Annotated in this window: 18 protein-coding genes; 11 read left to right on the top strand and 7 right to left on the bottom strand. The window is 35.4% G+C overall.

All coding sequences use genetic code 11. From position 1 onward, the window contains the following. Positions 1–164: 164 nt before the first annotated feature. From FLA105534_RS11665 to FLA105534_RS11695, 7 genes are all read left to right on the top strand, one after another. A complete protein-coding gene (locus FLA105534_RS11665; protein ID WP_173966297.1) occupies positions 165–1,505 on the top strand; it encodes a polymer-forming cytoskeletal protein in 1,341 nt (446 codons plus the stop codon). A gap of 17 nt (positions 1,506–1,522) precedes the next feature. Then, positions 1,523–2,362: a hypothetical protein gene (locus FLA105534_RS11670; RefSeq protein ID WP_173966298.1), complete on the top strand. Its 840-nt coding sequence runs from the start codon at positions 1,523–1,525 to the stop codon at positions 2,360–2,362. A 118-nt stretch (positions 2,363–2,480) separates the two neighbouring features. Beyond that, positions 2,481–2,921 carry a GNAT family N-acetyltransferase gene (locus FLA105534_RS11675; protein ID WP_173966299.1) on the top strand — a complete coding sequence of 147 codons (441 nt, stop codon included), beginning with the start codon at positions 2,481–2,483 and terminating at the stop codon, positions 2,919–2,921. A 34-nt stretch (positions 2,922–2,955) separates the two neighbouring features. Next, positions 2,956–3,696, top strand: a complete 741-nt coding sequence (locus FLA105534_RS11680; protein WP_173966300.1) for a LytTR family DNA-binding domain-containing protein — start codon at positions 2,956–2,958, stop codon at positions 3,694–3,696. A gap of 101 nt (positions 3,697–3,797) precedes the next feature. Continuing rightward, a complete protein-coding gene (locus FLA105534_RS11685) occupies positions 3,798–4,367 on the top strand; it encodes a hypothetical protein (RefSeq protein WP_173966301.1) in 570 nt (189 codons plus the stop codon). A 67-nt stretch (positions 4,368–4,434) separates the two neighbouring features. Beyond that, entirely contained in the window at positions 4,435–4,884 is a 450-nt protein-coding gene (locus FLA105534_RS11690) for a GNAT family N-acetyltransferase (RefSeq protein WP_173966302.1), read from the top strand. Between the two features lie 15 nt (positions 4,885–4,899). Beyond that, positions 4,900–5,271, top strand: a complete 372-nt coding sequence (locus FLA105534_RS11695) for a hypothetical protein (protein ID WP_173966303.1) — start codon at positions 4,900–4,902, stop codon at positions 5,269–5,271. A 473-nt stretch (positions 5,272–5,744) separates the two neighbouring features. On the opposite strand, the gene FLA105534_RS11700 is transcribed toward FLA105534_RS11695, so the two are convergent. Beyond that, complete coding sequence (locus tag FLA105534_RS11700) at positions 5,745–7,106, bottom strand: hydroxymethylglutaryl-CoA synthase family protein (RefSeq protein WP_173966304.1); 1,362 nt, start codon at positions 7,104–7,106, stop codon at positions 5,745–5,747. Positions 7,107–7,427: 321 nt separating this feature from the next. On the opposite strand from FLA105534_RS11700, the gene FLA105534_RS11705 reads away from it, so the two are divergent. The 3 genes from FLA105534_RS11705 (at position 7,428) to FLA105534_RS11715 (ending at position 10,944) form a co-directional block, all read left to right on the top strand. Then, on the top strand, positions 7,428–8,093 hold the full coding sequence (locus tag FLA105534_RS11705; protein WP_173966329.1) for a succinate dehydrogenase cytochrome b subunit: 666 nt from the start codon (positions 7,428–7,430) through the stop codon (positions 8,091–8,093). An 11-nt stretch (positions 8,094–8,104) separates the two neighbouring features. Then, the gene (locus tag FLA105534_RS11710) at positions 8,105–10,105 is read left to right on the top strand and encodes a fumarate reductase/succinate dehydrogenase flavoprotein subunit (RefSeq protein WP_173966305.1); all 2,001 of its coding nucleotides are present in this window, start codon (positions 8,105–8,107) and stop codon (positions 10,103–10,105) included. A 92-nt stretch (positions 10,106–10,197) separates the two neighbouring features. Continuing rightward, positions 10,198–10,944, top strand: a complete 747-nt coding sequence (locus FLA105534_RS11715; protein ID WP_173966306.1) for a succinate dehydrogenase/fumarate reductase iron-sulfur subunit — start codon at positions 10,198–10,200, stop codon at positions 10,942–10,944. Positions 10,945–11,276: 332 nt separating this feature from the next. Here FLA105534_RS11715 and FLA105534_RS11720 read toward each other — a convergent pair whose 3' ends face one another. Beyond that, a complete protein-coding gene (locus tag FLA105534_RS11720; protein WP_173966307.1) occupies positions 11,277–13,580 on the bottom strand; it encodes a family 20 glycosylhydrolase in 2,304 nt (767 codons plus the stop codon). Between the two features lie 189 nt (positions 13,581–13,769). On the opposite strand from FLA105534_RS11720, the gene FLA105534_RS11725 reads away from it, so the two are divergent. Then, positions 13,770–14,546, top strand: coding sequence for a DeoR/GlpR family DNA-binding transcription regulator (locus tag FLA105534_RS11725; RefSeq protein WP_173966308.1), 777 nt, complete (start codon positions 13,770–13,772; stop codon positions 14,544–14,546). On the opposite strand, the gene FLA105534_RS11730 is transcribed toward FLA105534_RS11725, so the two are convergent. The 5 genes from FLA105534_RS11730 to FLA105534_RS11750 form a co-directional block, all read right to left on the bottom strand. Continuing rightward, entirely contained in the window at positions 14,543–15,613 is a 1,071-nt protein-coding gene (locus FLA105534_RS11730; protein ID WP_173966309.1) for a dipeptidase, read from the bottom strand. The genes FLA105534_RS11725 and FLA105534_RS11730 overlap by 4 nt on opposite strands. Before the next feature lie 105 nt (positions 15,614–15,718). After that, on the bottom strand, positions 15,719–16,834 hold the full coding sequence (locus FLA105534_RS11735; protein WP_173966310.1) for a D-TA family PLP-dependent enzyme: 1,116 nt from the start codon (positions 16,832–16,834) through the stop codon (positions 15,719–15,721). 3 nt (positions 16,835–16,837) lie between these two features. Then, positions 16,838–17,485, bottom strand: coding sequence for a beta/alpha barrel domain-containing protein (locus tag FLA105534_RS11740; RefSeq protein ID WP_173966311.1), 648 nt, complete (start codon positions 17,483–17,485; stop codon positions 16,838–16,840). Positions 17,486–17,494: 9 nt separating this feature from the next. Further along, positions 17,495–18,526 carry a sugar kinase gene (locus FLA105534_RS11745; RefSeq protein WP_173966312.1) on the bottom strand — a complete coding sequence of 344 codons (1,032 nt, stop codon included), beginning with the start codon at positions 18,524–18,526 and terminating at the stop codon, positions 17,495–17,497. 327 nt (positions 18,527–18,853) lie between these two features. Further along, positions 18,854–19,321: a RidA family protein gene (locus FLA105534_RS11750; RefSeq protein WP_173966313.1), complete on the bottom strand. Its 468-nt coding sequence runs from the start codon at positions 19,319–19,321 to the stop codon at positions 18,854–18,856. Between the last annotated feature and the right edge of the window lies 1 nt (position 19,322).

Genomic DNA, 19,322 nt, shown 5'->3' on the forward strand with positions numbered 1-19,322 from the left:
TATTTATACTATTATAATCATGAAAGACCACATCAGGGAATTGATGGAAAAAAGCCAATTGAAATGATAAATCCGTTACCGAAATAAGTAACTTTTACAGAAATGACAATATTGCGTAATATTGTATAATCTAGCATAAAAATAACTGCCCAATAAAAAATAAAATGCATCATTTAGGTTTCAAATTAATTACAATCAAAGAAGTTAAATCGCGATATCCAACTTTAATCGATCGAGAAGGTTTCGATTATTTTGAGGAATGGGAAGATGAGGATTTCTTTTTGGTTGCACCCGAAAGTGTAAATTTTGAAGGCAACTTTTACTTGGACCTTTATGAGGATAAAGAGAAAAAATGGCTTGCTAATGTATTAAATCTTCCCTTAAAAGAAATGGGAGATCTTAGAATTGAGGGAGTTTTAATAAATGGAAATCTTTCTGTAAGCGGAACAATTATAAATGCCGAAGGCGATTACGGTCCTTATGTTTTTATTAAAGGAGACGTAAGTTGTCAAAGTATGTTGTTGGGAGGTTCGTATGTCGAAATTGAAGGCAACGTTACTGCGAAAGAAGTAGTAATGACTTCCTACAATCACGGTAATTTTAAATGTTTGGGCTGTATTGAAGCTTCGATTTTTATAGTAGAAGATCATTATACCACATTCTCAAGCCGTAATAACAATTTGTTCTATTATAATGATAAAACAGACGATATGGATCCTGAAAATGAATCCGAATATGATGAGGACAGTGACGAAGAAGTTATTTCAATGGAATTGCGCAAGCATCTGGAGAACCCGCTTATAACAACTTTTGAAGAGCTAAAAAGAGAGTTGGAGGAAGGGGAGTTAGTTTTAAAAGGAAGTAATCCGTTACCGAAAAGCCAGGAATATTGGCAAAAGAGAGTTTCGTCAAATTACAGAGATTTAAAAATAGTTCCGCTCCAATTTAAAACAGCAGTATTGTGCGAGATGGCACTGAATATCACCCATCATGCATTACCGTTTGTGGAGGAAAATTTTCTTACACCCGAAATTTGCGAGAAATTAGTTAGTAAAGATGGTTTTGCAATTCAGGTAATTCCCGATCAATTTATAACCGAAGAACTTTGCTGGAAAGCGGCTCAAAGTGGGACATTGGTTTCATTGATTCCCGGGCGTTTTTATTCGGAAGAATTAATTATTACAACTTTTAAAAAAGGTAAACACGAACCGAACATTAATGATGTGCCTTCTGAATTTATCACCGATAGTCTACTTGCAGCATATGTAAAAATCGGCAAAGGATTGTGGCTCGACAAGATTTGCAAAGAAAACGAAAAGGATAAATTATCCATTTTAAAAAGTGTCATCGATTCCGGAATACAGCATCTTGACACTATTTTTGGGAATCACTTTAGTAAAGAAGTTGTTGATTATGCAACTTCGGTTTATGATTATGAAATTTATAAAGAGGAATGGAATGCTTATGTTGTGAAATATAAGCAGAAATTTGAGCGAATTGGTTAAAAAAAAAATCAAGAAAAATGTTTTACGGTCAGCCCCATATTGATACTAAAATAAGTTTATTTATAGTCGTTTTTCGTTTATTTGCTGTTTCGGCGATGATGTCAGTTGTCATTATCACTGTTTTTAAAAAATGGAAAGAAATAAGCTTTTCCGACATAATAAAATCGAATCTTATTTTTTATGGAATATTTGTGTTATTGTGCTTAACTAGCTTTTTCCTGAACTTTTATATTTTGAGTTTTAGTCGAAAAAATGATTTCATTGAAAAAATGATTTTCATATTATTATTTTTAATTTTCTTTACTTTTCAAGCATATCTGTTTTTGAAATTCTGGAAAAAAAGGATTGTCGGCACATTCTTAAAAAGATATACTGTTTTGACAATAGGGTTCTATTTTTTCTCTTTAGGGTATATTATTGTAAGTTATTTTCCATCAGATGCATGGGATAAACATTTGTTATTTTCTACAAAGTATTTTTTTCAGCCTAATGTTAAAGAGGTTTTGTTGCTTGATAATTCAAAACTACAAATAGACTCTGCAATCACAGTTATTGATTCTTTTAGTAACAGGAGAAGTTATAGAGAAGAAATTTTGTTTACTATTTATTTTAATTCTCATTATAAAGAAGAGGTTCCATTTTCTTTTAAGCTTTTAGATAGTTTGAATTCTACAGGAGGAACATCTAATGAAGTAAAATTTAAAGATCTTTATTTGAAGAAGCTAAATGATTCGATTGGAGTTGTAGTTGAACAAGTTGATTTTGTAAATAAGATAGGTTGGGACAATCCAAGAAAAACGGATACCATTGAGTTTGTAAAAAAGAAGATACGAAAAATTAATAGGCAGGATTTGTAAATAGTTTTAGGAATGTGAGTCTGTTGTAAGTATTTCTATGGCAAGTAAACATTTTAAAACCTAACGGAGTTGTTGGTGTATATGAAAGAACTTATTTTTAATAGAAGGGTAGAAAATGATGGAAAATCGAAAAATCCAAATCAGAAAAGTAGAAAAACAGGATTTAGATTTTGTTTACCAAGCTATAAACGAGCTTGAAAACGAAGTTTTAGATTTTGAAGTGTTTAGCCAAATATTTGATGAAAACATTTCAAATCCTAAAAATCTCTATCTAATTGCCGAAAACGAAACAGAAGGGTTAGGTTTTATTAGCTTTCACACCCAAAATCTTTTGCATCATTGCGGTTTGGTGGGTGAAATCCAGGAGTTTTTTATTCATCAAAACTATCGTGGGAAAGGCATTGGAAGGCAATTAATAAATGAGATTTTGCAGTATGCCGATCGGAACAATTTGAAAAGTATTGAAGTAACCACAAATAAAAGACGAGTAGAAAATGTACTGATTTACGAAAATCTTGGCTTTGGGTTAACGCATAACAAGTTTACGATTTATAAGTAACGGAAAAAATGGGACATAGTTGTTCTCTAGTTAAATGAAACAATTGAATACATCTCTAAAACACAATCTAATAGTAGGTTTACTTCTTGCCTTATGGATTTTTGTTTTTGCTTTTATCATAAGACCATTCGATGATGGAACATTGAATTTCAGGACCTGGTTTTTAATGAGCATCGGTTTTAGTGTAACAGCATTGATATGTTACGGTATTCTTGCTATTGTCCAGAGGAGACTTTATGAAAAAATATCAAAATGGAATACTGGTCTTGAAGTAGCAAGTCTTATCTTTTTTTATCTGATCTATTTCATTGCGGTTTATGGATATTACAAAAGCCCGATTTTAAACGGAGGCTATCGTTTTGCGAAGTTCTTCATTATAATATTTATCAAAGTTGTATTAGTTTTAACTCCCATAATCGTTCTGGCCAGAAGATATTTGCTTAAACTGATTCCGGTAAAAGAAGATCTTTTAGTTATTAAAGGTGAAAACAAATTAGACATTTTAAAAATCAAAACAAGCGATTTGGTTTGCATCTCTAATGCGCAAAACTACGTGGAGATTTTTTATACCGAAAATGATCAGCTACGTTCAAAATTGATTCGCACTTCGCTCAAAAAACTTCAGGACGATTTTGCTTTTTTAGTTCAAATACACCGTTCACATTTGATAAATCCATTGCATTTTAAGTCCTGGAGAAATCAAAATACGATTGTGCTAACCCAAATTGAACTTCCGGTTTCTAAGAGTTTTAAAGAAAATTTACTGACCTTATAATTTCGTACCTAAAACGATATGTTTTGTACCTAAGTCAGTAAATTAGGCAATTAAGCTGGTTTTTCGTTTTAGTTTTGCTTTCTCAATTTTTAAAATAAATTATGAAAACAAAACACTTTTGCCTCCTCGGATTGCTATTTTTCGGGATCAGTTATTTACTATTTTCTAAAGTTTTACCGGACATTCAAAGTCCAATCGATTTTGCACATTGGTTCAATCTTATCGGAGCTTGTTTTTTAATAGCATTTAATGATGTTTTTCCTAAAAACAAGTTGAATGCTGTTGCTTCTTTTATAACAACTTTGGGGGTTATTGCACACATTGGTCTTTGTACGATTGATTTTATAATGTCGAGTTTTGGAGATAACGATGCCGCGAGAGAAGCTTTAAGCATTCATATTAGTAATACACCCTTGATTTTATATCCGTTTATTATTGTTGGGCCCTCATTGCTTTTTATAGGTTTGGCGATTCATGCTTTAAACTTTATAAAAACTCATTTGATCCTTGTATTAATGGTTGTTTTTGCTGGGCCTGCAGTTGGTTTTTCATTTTTTGTTTTAAAAAATGGCGTTTTTATGTTGTTGAGTTGTATTGTTTTTCTAGTAGGATTAGGTTTGCTTCTTTATAGAAAAGAGACCCCGGAAGCAAATACAGTAGAAGTCAATTGAGAAATAGTCTTCTAGTAGATTAGAACTTTTGTTTTAATTCATATCTTCGCTTTCATCTTGTATAAAAATGAGGATAGAAAAAGCAAATACAACCGATAGCGAAATTCTAACACAAATAACCAAGAAGTCAAAAGCTTATTGGGGATATTCGGCAGAGCAAATTCAAAAGTGGGAGGTGAGCCTTACTATTTCTCAAGATTATATAAGGGAGCATGATGTATTCAAATTGGTAAAGGATAACGTAATAATTGGTTATTATTCTTATCTTTTTGAAGATGGAAAGAATGTAAAAATGGATAATTTATTTATCTTGCCTGAATATATAGGGAAAGGTTTTGGTAAATACCTGTTTCTCGATTTTTTAAACCGAATGAAAGAAGCTGAAATTCAAACCATTCAACTCGATTCAGAGCCAAATGCTGAAGGTTTTTATTCAAAAATGGGATTTGTGAAAATTGGAGCATTCGAAACTTCAATAAAAGACAGGTTTATGCCCGTTATGGAAATGAAATTATAATAAATCAAACCAAAATTGAAAAACTATACAAAATACCTACTTTCGCTCTTTCTGACTTTTGTCGTGATTGCGAGTGATGGTACTTTAGTTTCTCCCTCAAAATCGGCAGATTATTACCAATCTTCATTTGTGATTTTGAGACGAGAATTAGATTTTTCTAGTTCCCGATTATACAAGTTTGCAAAATCAACTTCCCGAACAAAAACAGTGTTTTCGATTGTTCTTGATTATCTTTCTAATAAAGATGTTTTTAGTTTTCAAATTCGGGTAATTCAAAATTTACAAATATTTCTTTTTCAGAAATTAAGTTCATTTATAAAACAATCTGTTTTTGTAAATGAAACAATTCATTCCGGTAATTTCAAAACAAGTTTATACATAGCTTAATTTTTTGGGCTTTTATGCGCTTCAACGCATACGATGATAAAATAATGTCTAATCATTTATCATTTTTAAAATGTATAAACACAATAATCAAACACGTTTAGAGCAATCTAAGCGACCACTTCATTGGATAAAAAGAAAATTTATAGTAATACTAACTGCTTTTATGCTGGGAATGTCACACGGAATGAATGTGCATGATGAAGCTCTTAAAGGAAATCAAAACTATACGGAACAACATAAGAAGGATTGATTTGTTGTTTAACCGCAAAGCGCGCAAAGATTTTGTCTGTTTAATGTTTTAAAAACGCAATGTTTGCAAAGTTTTGTGTTTATAGATCGTACAAAACTTAGCGAACATTGCGTAAATCTTAGTGTTCTTTGCGGTTAAATCTAAAAGTTAAGTTTAATAAAAAAACCGAAGCAATTTGCCTCGGTTTTCTATTTATTGGAATTTAAAAAGTTTGGAATTTTACTTAATCTATCCACTTATAATATCTCGCCCCAATCAAATTTGGGATCTCTTTTTCGATTCGGTCTAGAATCCATTCGTTTTTTGGAGTTCTGACACTTTGTTTTTGTTCTTTTTTATGAAGGCCTTCGTAAGTGTTGAAATCAATTTCTGTGCTTTCTTCCAGATTTTCAAAAAGCTTCACGTTTTCCAGTGCAGATTTCCATTCCGGCTGGATTGTACCTTCAAAAACTTTCGATTTCGATCCGCTTCCGTAAGCTAAGAATCCGAATTGAGTTCCGGCGATTTCTTTATTGGTGTCATAAAAATGAGCCAAAGTCGATAACAATCCCATGAAAATAGAGCCTGTATAAAGATTTCCAATTAAAGAGGAAGCTAATTCAGCAGGTTGTAATTTCCCGGTTACAAAATTTCTGTATTCATCAGATTTTGCGACTTCCTTAATTTTAACCTGATAATCTGCCGGCTCAATGTTTTCTGAAATGATTTTTTCGGCACTGTCTAAAGTGTAAATTTCAGATAACATGCGTCGTCCTTGAAACGAATAGGGAAGATGCATGATAATGCTATTCCAGGAATTGTATAAAGTTTCAGTTGTATTCTTTAATTTCTTAAATGAAAAATAAGCAGCTCTCGTACGATCCATATAACATTGATTCGAATACTGACCATCAAAAACAGGCTGGTCTTTATGGATTTCGATCTCGGCTTCTAAATTATCAAACCACGAGTCGTTGTTTATGTTTTTTGTAATCGCTTCTTTTGAAATGCTTCGGTAGGGTTTGAAAAAATCAAAGACTCCTTTTGTACTTGTCGCCCAATTGTTATCAAAAGCAATGATTCTCGGGTTCGAAGTCACTAACATTGCTAATGCTCCGGCGCCTTGTGTGTATTCTCCGGTAGAGTTTAAATCGTATTTGGCAAAGTCGGTTGTTACGACAATTGCTTTTTTGGCCGGATTCAGTTTTACAAAATCAATACAGTTTTGCAAAGCGTCAACACCGCCAATACAGGCAAAAGTAAAATCGACTACATCGCATTCTGCCAAAGTATCCTCGCCGAATTTTTGCTCTATCAAACTAATTAAGAACGAACTAATAGGCTTCGAACTGTCGATGGCGCTTTCGGTACCCACATAGATCCTGCTAATTTCGTTTAGATTGATATTGTGGTCAAGAATAAGTTTGGTTAAAGCATTGGCTCCAAAAACCACCGCGTCCTGATGAACGTCAGGTAAAGTCATTTTAATTAGTCCGAGGCCTTTTTCTAATTTTTCAGGTTCTATATTTCTGGCAAGAGCCAAAGTTTTTATGGGCAAATGTATGTTGGCTACATCAAAAGAAATAGCGTCAATTCCTGTTTTCATTATCATTTTTTTTGAAGCGGATAAAGGTAAAATTATGCTCTTAAAATTCGGTTGTTTTAATTCAATAAAATTCAGCATCGCTTTATTTTTGAGGAAAACAGCTCAAAAAGGGGCAAAAAATAGCAATTTGGTAATTACATAAAAATTAAGAATTCGTTAAAATGGCTTGTGAAAAATTTCTATTTTCTTGTTTTTAAATAATTTGCAATAATATCGGGGAAAGCTCTTTAAAATCATTATAAATAACAGCGAAATGGTTGTAGTTGATGTCTAATTGCTTTATTTTTGTCTAATTTTTTAAAACAAACTACTTTAACACTTATGGCACAATCTGCACTATTGAATGCTTCCATCTTAAAGAAAGTGGCTATGGCTCTTTCGGGAATATTCTTAATCACGTTTTTAGCGCTGCATGTTTCCTTAAATTTTATTTCTATTATTAGTGAAGACGTTTTTAACGAAGCTTCTCACTTTATGGGATACAATCCGCTGATTCAATATGTAATGCAACCTGTTTTGGCAATCGGAGTAATTTTCCATTTCGTAATGGGATTTGTATTGACTGCTCAAAATAGCGCGGCAAGACCAATTGCTTATGCAAAATACAACGGAGCTGCTAATGCTTCATGGACTTCAAGAAATATGATTATTTCGGGGTTGGTTATTTTGGCTTTCTTAGGATTGCATTTCTATGATTTTTGGTTTCCTGAAGTTACTTACAAGTATATTGCAGGTACAGCACCAGATGCAACAAGATATTATGGAGAGCTAGTGCATAAGTTTCATGACCCGATTCGTACAGGTATCTATTGTGTATCATTTGTGTTGTTAGGGTTTCACCTTTGGCACGGATTCAGTTCATCTCTTCAATCTGTAGGGATGCACAATAAGTATTCTCGATTCTTAAGTAAAGTTGGTTATGGATTTGCGGTTGTAGTACCGGCACTTTTCGTTATCATCGCATTATTTCATCATTTCAATAATTAATATCAATTATAATGGCATTAGATTCAAAAATTCCAAATGGTCCAATATCGGACAAATGGACAAATTATAAAGATCATATTAATTTAGTAAACCCTGCTAACAAACGTAATTTAGATATTATTATTGTTGGTACAGGTTTGGCTGGAGGTTCTGCTGCGGCTACTTTGGCTGAATTAGGATATAACGTAAAAGCTTTCTGTTTTCAGGATTCACCACGTCGTGCGCACTCTATTGCAGCACAAGGGGGAATCAATGCAGCAAAAAATTATAAAGGTGATGGTGACTCGGTTTACAGATTATTTTATGATACTGTAAAAGGAGGTGACTACCGTGCACGTGAGGCAAACGTTCACCGTTTGGCTGAAGTTTCTGCTAATATTATTGACCAGTGTGTGGCTCAAGGGGTGCCATTGGCTCGTGAATATGGTGGATTATTGGATAACCGTTCTTTTGGTGGAACATTGGTTTCCCGTACATTTTACGCACAAGGACAAACCGGACAACAATTATTGCTAGGAGCTTATTCTGCAATGAACCGTCAGATTGGTCGTGGAAAAGTAAAAATGTACAACCGTCACGAAATGCTTGACATTGTTATCGTGAACGGAAAAGCGAGAGGTATTATCGCTCGTAACTTAATTACAGGAGAAATTGAAAGACACTCTGCTCACGCAGTAGTAGTAGGTTCAGGAGGATACGGAAACGTATTTTTCTTATCTACAAATGCTATGGGAAGTAACGCAACAGCAGCTTGGAAAATACATAAAAAAGGAGCGTATTTTGCGAATCCTTGTTACACACAAATTCACCCAACTTGTATTCCGGTTTCAGGAGATCACCAGTCTAAATTGACTTTGATGTCTGAATCGTTACGTAATGACGGTCGTATTTGGGTTCCTGCGAAATTAGAAGATGCTAAAGCAATTCGTGAAGGAAAGAAAAAAGCAACTGATTTATCTGAAGCGGAAAGAGATTATTTCTTAGAAAGAAGATATCCTGCTTTTGGTAACTTAGTACCTCGTGACGTGGCGTCTCGTGCTGCAAAAGAAAGATGTGATGCTGGTTTTGGAGTTAATAAAACCGGAGAAGCTGTTTACTTAGATTTCGCAGCAGCAATTCAACGTTACGGAACGGAAGATGCTTACGTAAAAGGTTTGGATGATAAAGACACTGCTTTGGTGACTAAGTTAGGAGCTGCGATCGTGAAAAGTAAATACGGAAACTTATTCCAGATGTACTACAAAATCGTTGATGAGGATCCTTATACAACGCCAATGATGATTTATCCAGCAGTTCACTACACTATGGGTGGAACCTGGGTTGATTATAATTTAATGACTACAATTCCGGGATGTTTCTCAATTGGAGAATCTAACTTCTCTGATCACGGAGCAAACAGACTTGGAGCTTCGGCTTTGATGCAAGGTTTAGCTGATGGATATTTCGTATTGCCTTATACTATTGGAGATTATTTAGCTCCGGATATTAAAATGGGAGAAATTTCTACAGAGTTACCGGAATTCTTAGAAGCAGAAAAAGCAGTAAAAGATCAAATCGACAGATTTATCAATAATAAAGGAACTCATTCTGTAGATTATTTCCATAAGAAATTAGGAAAAATCATGTGGGATAAAGTTGGTATGGCTCGTAATGCTAAAGGTTTGACTGAAGCTATCGAAGAAATTGCTGCTTTACGTGAAGAGTTTTATAAAGATGTAAAAGTGCCAGGAAGCGCTAACGAATTTAATCAGGAATTAGAGAAAGCGACACGTGTTGCCGATTTCTTAGAATTAGGAGAATTGTTCGCGAAAGATGCTTTACACCGTAATGAATCTTGTGGAGGTCACTTCCGTGAGGAGTACCAGACAGAAGAGGGAGAAGCACTTCGTGATGACGAAAACTTTGCATACGTTGCAGCTTGGGAATACAAAGGAAAACCAAGTGATGCCGTATTACACAAAGAACCTCTAATTTACGAAAACATTAAATTAGTACAGCGTAGTTACAAATAGCAATTAGTCAAAAGACAAAAGTCTTAAAGTCAAATGGCTCAATGTTAACTGACTTTCGACTTTCGACTTTATGACCTTCAAACTAAAACAGTATGAAACTTACATTAAAAATATGGCGTCAGAAAAACGCCCAAGATAAAGGAGGAATAGTTGATTACCCAATTGACGGAATCGAACCAGATATGTCTTTCCTTGAAATGCTTGACGTTCTTAACGAACAATTAATCAATAAAGGTGAAGAGCCGGTTGCATTTGACCACGATTGTCGCGAAGGAATTTGCGGAATGTGTTCATTATTCATCAATGGTGAAGCACATGGACCAGATAGAGGAGTAACTACTTGCCAGTTACACATGCGTATGTTTAAAGATGGAGATACGATTTTTATCGAGCCATTTAGAGCGAAAGCTTTCCCGGTAATTAAAGATTTAGTAGTTGACAGAAGTTCTTTTGACAGAATTCAGCATGCAGGAGGTTTTATCTCGGTGAATACTTCTGGAAATACAATTGATGCCAATACAATTCCAATCAATAAACACGATGCAGATAAATCATTTGATGCTGCAGCTTGTATTGGTTGTGGAGCTTGTGTAGCAACTTGTAAAAACTCATCGGCAATGTTATTTGTTGGAGCAAAAGTTTCTCAATATGCATTGTTGCCTCAAGGTAAAGTTGAAGCAGTTGATCGTGTTTTAAACATGGTACACCAAATGGATTTAGAAGGTTTTGGTAACTGTACCAATACAGGAGCTTGTGAAATCGAATGTCCAAAAGGAATTTCTCTTGAGAATATTGCACGTATGAACCGTGAGTATTTATCAGCAAGTTTGAAAGGATAATATGTTTTTTATATAAAAACAAAAGAAGCTATTTTAAAAGAATAGTTTCTTAGCGGTTAAAAAATAAGGGTCGTCTCACTTTTGAGACAGGCCCTTTTTTTGTGAGCTCCAGGAGAGTGAAATATTTGTAGAAAAAAACAGGCGTTTGTATAAGCTCCAGAGGAGCGATATATTAGATCGTAAATGTATATCGCTCCTCTGGAGCTTTTTTTTATCGGTTTTGTTGAAATTCTATAAATATTTTGCCCCGGTGGGGTCTTGTTGTTGGTGTTTTTTAGATTTTTTTGTTCAATCAAAGGAGTTGTTATTTTAAGGTGCCGCTTTCTTTACTTTTATTCATAATAGAATTGCGAAGCGCTAATTTCCTGTTTTTCTTTTCCTTCCAGCTGAATGAAACAGTTTAAAGTTGTTCCGCCAATCTGATCAAAATAACTGATATTGATTTTATGAAAACCTTTTTCAAGTTTTGCAGTTCCATAAGCTTCGTTGAGCCAATGAATCCCGTCATTGTTAACGATTAGCTCATTGTCGATAAAAAGCTTCGATCCGTCGTCTGAAAGCGTTGAAAACGTATAATTTCCGGTTTCCGGGATATAGAGGTATCCGTCGAATTTTAAGCCAATATAGCGTTCTTTTTTCGTTTTCCATTTTTCACTGCTCACAGTGCCTTCAAAAATTCCGGAATTTACAGGTTTTACTAAATCTAAATCCTGAACCTGCTGGAATAGTGCTCCTGTAAAATACTCGTATTTTAGTCCTTTCTTAGTAGGTTTTTGTGCTAAAGCCGGTTTTAAATCCGGATTTCGGATTATTATTTTGTTGATAGAGCTTCTTCTTCCGCCCGGGCTAATCTGAACTGTTTTGATGGTTCTGAATTCTCCTTGTGGAATATTTATGGCTACCGGTTTGGTGTATAGTTCTGCTGTCTCATCCGGGTTATAACCGTCTATGGTGTAAAAAATTTGCCCGTTTTTGATCGTTGGTTTCAGATCTAAGGTGTATTTTGAAGTGATCAAAGCTGTTTCATTTGCGCCAAAGGGTGTTGGGACTTTGTAGAGCCTTTTTTGTGCTTCTAATTTTTCTAAATGATGCGGCATGCGATTGAGAGCAAAATTATCATAATTTTTATTTTGTGGTTCTGTCCATGCGATCTCTGCTAAAGCAAACATTCGGGGATAGAGTTGGTAGTTTAATTTGGCAGGACTGGTTAAATACTCCGACCACAAATTAGACTGCACACCCATAATGTATTTTTGTTCGTCAATCGTCAGACTGTCTACAGGAGTGGGGTTGTATTGGTACATTTTTTCTACGGTCACTAATCTTCCAACGGTTAAAGGCTCATTTGGAGAATACGCCTGGTTATAGTCAAGATACAAAACTTGCTCCGGATTCATGATTACGAAGTGTTTTTGTTTGGCTGCGGCAATTCCTCCCGATTCTCCGCGCCAGGACATTACTGCTGCGTTTGGAGCCAGTCCGCCTTCCAGCATTTCGTCCCAGCCCAGAATTTGTCTTCCGTTGGAATTCAGGAATTTTTCGATTCTGGTGGTGAGATAACTTTGTAATTCATGTTCGTTTTTTAAACCTAAGTCTTTGATTCTTTTTTGGCAATTCGGGCATTCTTTCCATCTTGCTTTTGGGCATTCATCACCACCAATGTGAATGTATTTGCTTGGAAACAAAGCCATAACTTCGGTTAGAACATCTTCAAGAAAGGTAAAAGTTTCTTCTTTTCCGGCACAGAATATGTCTTCAAATACGCCCCAGTATTCAATAACTTTATAGGAACGATCGGGGAAACAGGATAAATTTGGATAAGCAGTAACTGCTGCTGTGGCATGCCCCGGCATTTCGATTTCCGGAATAACGTTTACATAATGCTCTTCGGCAAATTTTACAACGTCTTTGATTTCTTCCTGAGTGTAAAAACCTTCGTATGGATTTCCGTCAAAAAAATAAGGAAATCTTTCGAATTTATTTCCGACTAAAGTTTGTGCCCGTTTAGATCCTACTTCGGTCAATTTTGGGTATTTTTTAATCTCAATTCTCCATCCCTGATCGTCAGTTAAGTGCCAGTGAAAGTTGTTTAATTTATAACTGGCCATTTGTGCGATAAAATCTTTTATAACATCAACAGAGAAAAAGTGACGGCAAACATCTAAGTGTAAACCGCGATATCCGTATCTGGGCTCGTCTTCGATAGTAACACAGGGTAATTTTACCTCTTGATTTTTGGGTTTGTTCGGAAGCATTTGTAATAAACTCTGAACTCCATAAAACAGTCCCTCTTCACTTCCGGTAACGGTAATTTTTTTTGAGGTAATACTTATTTTATAGGCTTCTTTTTTTAACGATGCAGATGGGTTTTTAGTAATAAATAAAACTTCAATGTTGCTTTTTTTATTGGGCGTATTTGTGTTTATGGCGGATTCAAAAAGGTTCGCAGTTTTTTGTTCTTTGGTACTGAATTTATTGTGCTCAAAAACTACTTTAATTTGTCCGTTTAAACGAATGCTGTCCCCGGTTGCTTTATAAGAATTGGGAGCAGGAATTATCGAATTAGTAGTAGAGGAAGTTTGAGCACTTCCAAAGGAAAAACAAAATATTAAAAGGAGAAATATATTTTTTCGCATGGTTACTTTTTATGTTCGTTAAACAAATTTAAGGTTTGTTGGTTAATTTGCATTTTTTTTGCAAAAGCTATTTACGTTTAAATGTCTTTATTATAGATGAATTAACTTTTTTATTACATTGTATTCTAATTTGTTTCGCAATAATATTGCATTAATTGTTTACATTTGCTTTAATAAAAATGAATTTGCATGAATAATGATAATGAACTGGTTAATTATACCAAGGAAGAACGTAAAAATCTTATTTTAAAAGAGATTAACCTACACACTCGTGTAAGTTTTGAAACCCTTTCGGTTAAATTATGTGTTTCAGAAGATACCGTAAGACGCGATATTAATGAACTTGAATCAGAGTCTTTATTGATTAAAGTAAAGGGTGGTGCAATGACAAAGGCATATCACCATTCTTCTTCGAATCAAACTTATGCAGGCGAATCCAAACAAACCATCGCGCAAAAAACATTAGGTTTGCTTCATGACGGAATGGTTTTGTTAATTGGCGGTGGAACTACCATCAGAGAATTCATCCGATTGATTCCGGATACTTTAAATCTGACCATTTTTACGGTTACTGTTTTATCGGCAGTAGAACTTCTGGACAAACCCAATGTTAAAATTATCATGATTGGCGGCAGCATTTCTTCGTACAGCCAAATGTGTGTGAGCGGCGACGTCTATAATCAGTTGGCGAATATTAAAGTTGATTTATTGATATTAGGAACTAATGCTTTAGATATCGAAGGCGGATTTTCAGATTCTGACTGGGAAACGGTTCAGGTAAAAAAAGCTATGATTCAGGCTTCTGAAAAAACAGCGATTCTTACTATTTCTGAAAAACTGGATACGGTTCTAAAAATGAAAATTGCCAACTTATCCGAGGTTGATTATGTGGTGACGGAAGTCGATCCCGATCACGAAAAACTACAGGCGTATAAGAAGGCAGTTCCCAGTTTGGTTTTTATTTAGTCCCAATTCTTTATTAAAAAGTTAATCCAGTTCTGGTGAAAGATTTTATTCAGATCTTCGTCTGAATAACCATGACTTTTAAAAATCAGAACTAATTTTTGCAAATCGGCAATGGTGTTTAAATCGTATGGCGATTGCTCTGTACCAAAAGCTCCATCAAGATCAGAGCCTATACCAATATGATTGGCATTTCCGGCCAATTGACAAATATGATCCATGTGCTTGAAGACTGTCTCAAGATTGCAGTTTGTTCCTTGTGGAGTCGAAACACCTCTTTCCCAATCCGGAACCAGCATCCATGCATCTAAAGCCCCTCCAATAACGGCTCCTCGTGAAATCAGGGCTTTGATCATTTCATCGCTGTATTGGCGGTTGTGATTTACAAGACTTCGACAATTGTTATGACTTGCCCAAACAGGTCCGTTATAATGATCCAATGCCTGCCAGAAAGCATCGTCACATAAATGTGTTGCATCTAAAATAATGTTCAGACGTTCCATCTCTTTTAGCAAGTCGATTCCGTTTTGTCGCATTTTTCCAGTGGCATCCGTTCCGTTTGCATATCGCCCGGGACCGTAATGTGCCGGTCCAATAGCTCTTAATCCGTATTGATGTGCTTTTTCTAAGTAAGAAATGTCAATAATAGAATCAGCACCCTCTAAGCTTAAAATATAACCAATGGGTTTTTTGTCATTTGGCGTTCCGTCATTCCATAAATCGATTTGTTGCAGCAATGATGTTTTGTCTGTAATTGGAGTTATTTCTCCGGCTTCTTCCATGGTTTTGTACCACGCGAGCTGTCCCTGTGTTTGTGCCCAGGCCTGCTCAGGTGAATTCCAGCCGGGAATAATGCTGCCGGGTTTTACAAATCGTGCAATTTGAGTGGCAACTACAATTCCGATATTTCCTCTTCGCAAATCAGGAAAAGAAACCGTTGCACGCTCGCGATCCGGTTTGTCAGTCATTCCTTTTTCCAAATGGCGCAAAGTAGGTACGTCATTTCTTAAATCTCGATTCCATTCCATCGCATTCATGCTAAGGTCTAAATGGGCGTCTATTATAAACATAGTATTTTTTTAAGGCACAAAGGTTCAGAGGTTTTCTGCAAGGTCTATAATCTTTACTCTATTCTCTTTCCTCTTCGCTCTATTTTCTATTTTTTTTCTCTGTTGCTAGATATTAATTTTTCTGCTGCGGGCCACAACCTGCCATTGATCGCAGATCTGATGTTCATTATTTACAACCTGAACGGAGTCATAAAGGGCACAGGTTGGGCAAACATGATAAGGTTGTGCGTAAATAGTATCGCCGATAGCATATTCGTTTTTTCCTTTGTTTTCGATAATCAAATGTTCTTCTGAATGTCCGGTGGGGATTAGATTCTCATCGTTTAAAATCACAAGTCTTTTATCGATTGGGTTTTCAGAAGCTATAGCTTTGTATCCAATATCAATACAAAAAGTAGAAGAAGTTGGTTTTGAAACTATGGTTCCGACAATGACCAGTGCGGGTTTGAAATTTTGCTCCGGTAGATGAATTTGATAATTGGAATCCCAGAAAACAAAAGTTCCGGGACTGCATTCTACATTTTTCTGAGCCGAATAAAATGGAAAAGTATTAGATCCTCCGGCAACAATTTTCAGTTCGTAATCAAATTTTTCCTGAATAGTCTTTATTTCTTCATTGATACTGAAGAAAATATTGGAAGCTATTGATGTTCGGTGTTCGATATCACCTTTTAAATGACCGTCGTAAATGTGGATACCTGCGAAATGAATGTTTTTTAACTTAATAATTTCGTCAATTAAGGCTCCCCAATTTTTAGAAATTGAGATTCCGGTTCTGTTCATTCCGGTATTCAAATCCAGATATACAGTTAGGGTCAGATTGTTTTTATGCGCGATGGTATCCAGTGCTTTTGCCGATTCGAAATTATCTACAATTGTCGAAAAAGCGATAGCTGGATATTTTTGAATTAACGAAATCCATCTTTCTTTTTTAACACCAACAGGTTGATAGGCGAGAAGCACATCCGGAATTTCGTGTATGGCGGCAAGTTCAGCTTCGGCAATTGTAGCACATTTAATTTTGTTGATGTTGTAAGTTTTAAATAAATCCAGAATTTCCCCAATTTTATGGGTTTTGATATGTGGTCTTAATTTTTGAGTATCACCGTTTACAGACTCAATCAAATGCTCAATATTGGACTGAATGCGATCTTCGTAAACAGCCAAAAATGGAGTATCAACACGGATTTCGGAATTTATTTTCCACCAATTGTTTCGCATAATTTAGGTTCTTGTTTTTTTGACAACTTCAATTAAATTTTGAAAAGCCTGAAAGGATTGCTCATAACTTAAATTTAGCAGCATTTCTTTTGTAAATAAATTAGAACCAATCCCAACGCAGACAACTCCGGATTTGAACCAGGATTTCAAATTGCTTTCTTCTAAGGTTACACCTCCGGTTGGCATTATCTTTAAATTCGGAAAAGGAGCTCTGATGGCTTTTACATATCCGGGACCGCCAATTTTATCGGCAGGAAAAAGTTTTACAATTTCAGCCCCTAATTTATTGGCGTGAAGTACTTCGTTTAAGGTAGCAGCTCCAGGAATCCAGTAAATGTTATTTTTAAAACAATAATTTCCAATTTCGAAATCGGTATGCGGGCATACAATACAATCTGCCCCTAACTGATGAAAGGTTTCGGCATCATGAACATTTAAAATAGATCCTACGGCTATTTTAACCTGCAGATTATTGGCTTTTCTAAAAGCAATCATTTGAGTAAAAACTTCTTTTGCATTATCTGCACGAGCAGCAAACTCGATAATTTTTATGCCAGCATCAGCCGCCGATTGCAAGACTATTTGGGCTGTTTCAATGTTGATTTGTGTGACTAACGGAAGTACACCTTGCGTTTTTAATATGCTGTACATGTTCTTATTTTATCTGTTAATTCTATTACTTGAGCCGTTTTTAATAAAATGACTTACTTCATCAAGAGTGCTTATAGCAAAATCTCCGTGAATACTTTGTTTGATTACACCGCAGGCAGTTGCCCATTCGATGCATTCCTGACCGGATAATTTATGGGTCAGTCCGTATAATAATCCCGCGTTGAAGGCATCTCCGGAACCAATCTGGTCTGTTACGACATGTATTTTGTGTTCGGGTGTCTGATAAAAGTTGCCTTCGTGAATCAGCAATCCTTTGTATAAATGCGCCGGTCCGTCTGACTTTCTGAAACTCATTGCCAGTGTTTTTAAAAAGGGCATTTTTACTTTTAACAATTCGAATGTTTTTTGAAAACGATCAGCATCGGATTCGTTTGGATCTGTTTTGATTCCGAAATAAATTTCAATAGCATCTAAATCGGCAACAGTAATTGTGCTGTACTGAAGTAAATCAGGCATGATTTCAGAGGGATGTTTTCCGTATTGCCATAATTTAGAACGGTAATTAAAATCGGAAGAAATTGGAAGTCCTTTTTGATGTGCAGCCAAAATAGCTTCTTTACAGACCTGAGCTGCTTCATCCGAAACTCCCGGACTTATTCCGGACCAGTGAAAATGGTTTACATCGGCTAATGCCAGATCCCAGTTAATCTGATCTTTTTGTATGGTTGCAAAAGACGAATTGCTTCGGTCGTAAATAACTTGTGATTGTCTGATTTGATTTCCGGCCTCGACAAAATATAAACCTAAACGGTCTCCGCCATAAACACATTTCGAGGTGTTTACTTTGTATTTCTGAAGTTCGTTTACAGCCAATTGGGCTAAGTCATTTTGAGGCAATCGGGTAATGTAATCGGTAGGTATTCCCAATTGGGATAGTAAAACACAAACATTTGCTTCGGCACCGCCCACGTAAATTTTTATTTCGTTGGCCTGTGTAAATCGATTTCCGTTGGCAACATTCATCCGGAGTAATAATTCACCGAAAGTTGCGATTTTTGTTTGTGAGGTATTTGTATTCATTGTTGTCTTTTTTTAGCCACTCCCGATAGCTGTCGGGATTATATTGATTTATAAACTTAGCGTTTATTTTTTTTAACACATAGAAGCATAGTTTTTGAAACCTTGTAATAGGCGTTTCACTTGCATTAATACACACAGCTATATGTGAAAACGAGTTTTTTTGTTATCCTCAATGAAGTAAAAAAAAATATGTTTCTATGTGTTTAATTCTTTCGCCACGAATTTCACTAATTTTCGCAAATCAGTACGTGAAAAATTAATTCGTGTTAATTCATGGCAAACAAAAAATAATCCTTTTTTATTATGTAATCTGTGGCATAACTTTTTTTAATATAATTCGAAAACGGCTTCTACTTCAACGGGAATATTATCCGGTAAAGATCCCATACCTACGGCACTTCTTACTCCGATTCCGTTTTCCTGTCCCCAGACTTCGGCAAATAATTCACTGCAGCCGTTTATTACATAGGGATGTCTTAGAAAATCGCCATTGCAATTCACCATTCCAAGTACTTTTATCACTTTTTTTACTTTGTTCAGGCTTCCAAAATTGGTTACAATTGTAGAAAGCATTGTTAATCCGACTTGTCTCGCTGCTAATTTTCCTTCTTCGATATCCATGTCATCGCCAATTCGGCCAATGATTAGTGATTTGTCGTCTCTAACAGGCCCGTGACCTGAAAGGTATAAATATTTACCATCAACCAAATAGGGTTTGTATATACCCAAAGGCTGAGGCGCCGGAGGAAGAGACAAACCAAGTGTTTCAAATTTTTCTTGTGGTAATAAATTCATG

The organism is Flavobacterium collinsii, from assembly GCF_902804485.1.
Lineage (GTDB): Bacteria > Bacteroidota > Bacteroidia > Flavobacteriales > Flavobacteriaceae > Flavobacterium > Flavobacterium collinsii.

Excerpts from the sequence above, each read along its gene's own strand:
- FLA105534_RS11665 (WP_173966297.1), top strand. The coding sequence starts at position 165 with ATGCATCATTTAGGTTTCAAATTAATTACAATCAAAGAAGTTAAATCG.
- FLA105534_RS11670 (WP_173966298.1), top strand. The coding sequence starts at position 1,523 with ATGTTTTACGGTCAGCCCCATATTGATACTAAAATAAGTTTATTTATA.
- FLA105534_RS11675 (WP_173966299.1), top strand. The coding sequence starts at position 2,481 with ATGGAAAATCGAAAAATCCAAATCAGAAAAGTAGAAAAACAGGATTTA.
- FLA105534_RS11680 (WP_173966300.1), top strand. The coding sequence starts at position 2,956 with ATGAAACAATTGAATACATCTCTAAAACACAATCTAATAGTAGGTTTA.
- FLA105534_RS11685 (WP_173966301.1), top strand. The coding sequence starts at position 3,798 with ATGAAAACAAAACACTTTTGCCTCCTCGGATTGCTATTTTTCGGGATC.
- FLA105534_RS11690 (WP_173966302.1), top strand. The coding sequence starts at position 4,435 with ATGAGGATAGAAAAAGCAAATACAACCGATAGCGAAATTCTAACACAA.
- FLA105534_RS11700 (WP_173966304.1), bottom strand. The coding sequence starts at position 7,106 with ATGAAAACAGGAATTGACGCTATTTCTTTTGATGTAGCCAACATACAT.
- FLA105534_RS11705 (WP_173966329.1), top strand. The coding sequence starts at position 7,428 with ATGGCACAATCTGCACTATTGAATGCTTCCATCTTAAAGAAAGTGGCT.
- FLA105534_RS11710 (WP_173966305.1), top strand. The coding sequence starts at position 8,105 with ATGGCATTAGATTCAAAAATTCCAAATGGTCCAATATCGGACAAATGG.
- FLA105534_RS11715 (WP_173966306.1), top strand. The coding sequence starts at position 10,198 with ATGAAACTTACATTAAAAATATGGCGTCAGAAAAACGCCCAAGATAAA.
- FLA105534_RS11720 (WP_173966307.1), bottom strand. The coding sequence starts at position 13,580 with ATGCGAAAAAATATATTTCTCCTTTTAATATTTTGTTTTTCCTTTGGA.
- FLA105534_RS11725 (WP_173966308.1), top strand. The coding sequence starts at position 13,770 with ATGAATAATGATAATGAACTGGTTAATTATACCAAGGAAGAACGTAAA.
- FLA105534_RS11730 (WP_173966309.1), bottom strand. The coding sequence starts at position 15,613 with ATGTTTATAATAGACGCCCATTTAGACCTTAGCATGAATGCGATGGAA.
- FLA105534_RS11735 (WP_173966310.1), bottom strand. The coding sequence starts at position 16,834 with ATGCGAAACAATTGGTGGAAAATAAATTCCGAAATCCGTGTTGATACT.
- FLA105534_RS11740 (WP_173966311.1), bottom strand. The coding sequence starts at position 17,485 with ATGTACAGCATATTAAAAACGCAAGGTGTACTTCCGTTAGTCACACAA.
- FLA105534_RS11745 (WP_173966312.1), bottom strand. The coding sequence starts at position 18,526 with ATGAATACAAATACCTCACAAACAAAAATCGCAACTTTCGGTGAATTA.
- FLA105534_RS11750 (WP_173966313.1), bottom strand. The coding sequence starts at position 19,321 with ATGAATTTATTACCACAAGAAAAATTTGAAACACTTGGTTTGTCTCTT.